Raw genomic sequence first — 2,474 nt, forward strand, 5'->3', positions numbered from 1 at the left:
GGCTAAGGGCTGTTGGATCGAGTGGGCTTGTCAGGAGACTGGTGTCTCATGCTCTCCAACAAATCGTCCGTCAGGACTCAGGATAAAGCTGTCGGTCACATCCGGGGTGTAAATGGGAATAAACCCCCAAAGCGGACGCTGTGGAGATGCCGAAAAATCTGCGAAGACGATCACCTCGCCACCAGGCTTGTCGTTCCACAACGCCTGAAACTCCATCTGATACTCGGTGCCGTCGGGAGCAACCCCCTCGACATGCTCCAAGCAATCGTGCTCCTTGCGGTCACGCGCGACGCGCTCAGCAAGCTGCGCGTAACTCCAAGTGCGAAACTTCGCCAAGTGCTTTGACAGAATCTTGCTCATCTCGTCTTTGCTCATGGCGTGCGAAGTTTCCTAACGACCGATCGTGACCGACCGCCGCCGTAAGCGGGCACTCGCCGAAGTAGCCAATGTAGTGCCTGTGGTCATGTCGGAAATCCGGATTATGGCGGCGGTTCGGTCGACGATCTGGTTAAATTGTTTACCGAGACTGAAGCCTGACCGACCAGTGGACGGAGGGAGCCACGTGCGCGCCATTTGGCACATGCAACAATGATAAGGCAGTGCAAGAGCAAGCCAACAATCAAGGGACCGAGAACATCTTCAAGTAACAATCCCGAAGAATAGGTCTCGCTCAGCCTTGTGTTGGTGAACACTGACCAATCAGTGTAAGAATCACCCTTGCCGTCGCGGACTCGAAACAGATTGAAAGCGATCCATGGAAGGCTTATGGCAGCCCAGAGCCACCAACAGCTCTTGAATGTCCCTCCATTACTCATTTTATCTGCAATGAACGTCCCCACTGATCCACAGCCCGCCGACCGAGAGCCAACTCGGACGAAACCAGGGATGCAGGAACGGTGGTCATGTGAAAAATTCGGAGGCTAAGGGCTGTTGGATCGAGTGGGCTTGTTCGCCCTGGTAATTCTCCTCGTCATAGCCGAAAATAGTCCTCCAACCGCTTGCCCGTACAAGTAGCGGGATGGAAGGTCGTGCAGAATACCCAATCCTTCACCTCCTGGTCGTCGATCATGATCCGAGGCTTGGGAAGAAAGCCTACAAAGCAATACTCGATGCCGAGTTCTATTGCAGTGGCACGGCAATACTCTGCTCCGCCCGCGCTCCAGAGATACAATGTCGCGCCATCGGCCTTGAGCTGTTTCACATGTTCGATGACGCCTGGCACGGGGCTTCGAGTGCTGCCAACCGACCTCACCAGCGTGTCATCGACGTCGACGTAAACGATCATGTTGATTGGGCGAACGAAACTACTCAGGGACGCGCCGGTGTGGACGCTGAAGCTGAAACCTGGACGCTGTCGGCGCGTTCGCTGGAGTAGCCTTGTTGGGCATCAGGGTTCCTCCACATCGAGATACTCACGTGTTGCCAGAACGTATTTCTTGAGGATGCGTCCGCGACGCACGAGCATCCAGCCTTCCTCAGTACCTCTGCCTTCGTGACGGCTGTAGAAAAAGAGCGTGTCTGTCTGCGTGTTGATGTCACTGCTCATCTGCGCGAAGCATTCCTTCTTACTCTCCCAAGTCTTCTTGGCGTGTGCCTCTAGTTGGTCAAGGCGCTTCACCAATTCTGCGTTGGTGGCAAAGTCCGCACGCAGCCTCTCTGCTATGAGAATCTGCGGCCACCAGGTGAAGGTCTCGGCGAGCTCCAACTCCTCCACTGAAGTCTCCCGAAGCTTGAGGAACTTGGACCGTATTCCAGGATTGGCACGCAAGAACGCCTCGCGCGGACTGAGGTTGGCGGTGGAGCAACCTGTTGTGAGGATGCCAAGTCCGGCTATAACAAGGGTCAGAAGTGTTTGACGTGCGCTCATGATGTCCAGCGACCCCGCTGATCCACAGCCCGCCGACCAAGAACCAACTCGGACGAGACCTGGAATGAGAGATCGGTGATCACGTGAAAAACTCGGAGGCTAAGGGCTGTTGGATCGAGTGGATAGTTGGGCGGCAAGGTCATCAATCCCCGAACCCGAACAGCTCGGAAACGAACCACATGATGGCTCGGACCAAAGCCAGCATCCCGACGGCAAGCAGTGGATACCACCACTCCAACCGTGGATAGGCGGGCATGAGCAGAGCCATCGAAACAACCATCAGCATAAAGGCAACAACCTCAATCAGGACAACGTGCCGCCAGCCAAACACTCTGCCGGTGCGCTCGCCAATCCCATCCAAAACTTTGTCGGGATAGACAATCACAGCAGCAAGTCCGACGATAATGATGTCATACCAATGCCATCTGCCGCGTCCGAATCTCATACGAGGCTACTCATGCCGTCCAACAACCAAAGGAATGTAGAGCAGCCGAGAGCTGAAGAATGAGAGGTGTTGGGAGAGTTGGGATGGAGTGAAGGGAGAGGCTGCTCTCGGATGCTTTACATTCCCGGGTTGGACGCAGCCTCTGCGCGCGAACTTGCCAAT

The 2,474-nt window shown here is 55.3% G+C and carries 4 protein-coding genes; all 4 read right to left on the reverse strand.

The genetic code is table 11. The annotated features are described in order from the left end of the window. Positions 1–30: 30 nt before the first annotated feature. The 4 genes from JNN07_14385 to JNN07_14400 all read right to left on the reverse strand — a co-directional run bounded on the left by JNN07_14385 (position 31) and on the right by JNN07_14400 (position 2,312). A complete protein-coding gene (locus tag JNN07_14385) occupies positions 31–375 on the reverse strand; it encodes a hypothetical protein (protein ID MBL9168924.1) in 345 nt (114 codons plus the stop codon). Between the two features lie 595 nt (positions 376–970). Beyond that, a complete protein-coding gene (locus tag JNN07_14390) occupies positions 971–1,285 on the reverse strand; it encodes a hypothetical protein (GenBank protein ID MBL9168925.1) in 315 nt (104 codons plus the stop codon). 102 nt (positions 1,286–1,387) lie between these two features. Continuing rightward, positions 1,388–1,867, reverse strand: a complete 480-nt coding sequence (locus tag JNN07_14395; protein MBL9168926.1) for a hypothetical protein — start codon at positions 1,865–1,867, stop codon at positions 1,388–1,390. 142 nt (positions 1,868–2,009) lie between these two features. Next, entirely contained in the window at positions 2,010–2,312 is a 303-nt protein-coding gene (locus JNN07_14400; GenBank protein MBL9168927.1) for a hypothetical protein, read from the reverse strand. Positions 2,313–2,474: the final 162 nt, after the last annotated feature.

It is taken from the genome of Verrucomicrobiales bacterium, from assembly GCA_016793885.1.
GTDB lineage: Bacteria > Verrucomicrobiota > Verrucomicrobiia > Limisphaerales > UBA11320 > UBA11320.

What these genes read in the sequence shown, in the direction of transcription:
- JNN07_14400 (MBL9168927.1), bottom strand. Translation starts at nt 2,312, where the DNA reads ATGAGATTCGGACGCGGCAGATGGCATTGGTATGACATCATTATCGTC.
- JNN07_14395 (MBL9168926.1), bottom strand. Translation starts at nt 1,867, where the DNA reads ATGAGCGCACGTCAAACACTTCTGACCCTTGTTATAGCCGGACTTGGC.
- JNN07_14385 (MBL9168924.1), bottom strand. Translation starts at nt 375, where the DNA reads ATGAGCAAAGACGAGATGAGCAAGATTCTGTCAAAGCACTTGGCGAAG.
- JNN07_14390 (MBL9168925.1), bottom strand. Translation starts at nt 1,285, where the DNA reads ATGATCGTTTACGTCGACGTCGATGACACGCTGGTGAGGTCGGTTGGC.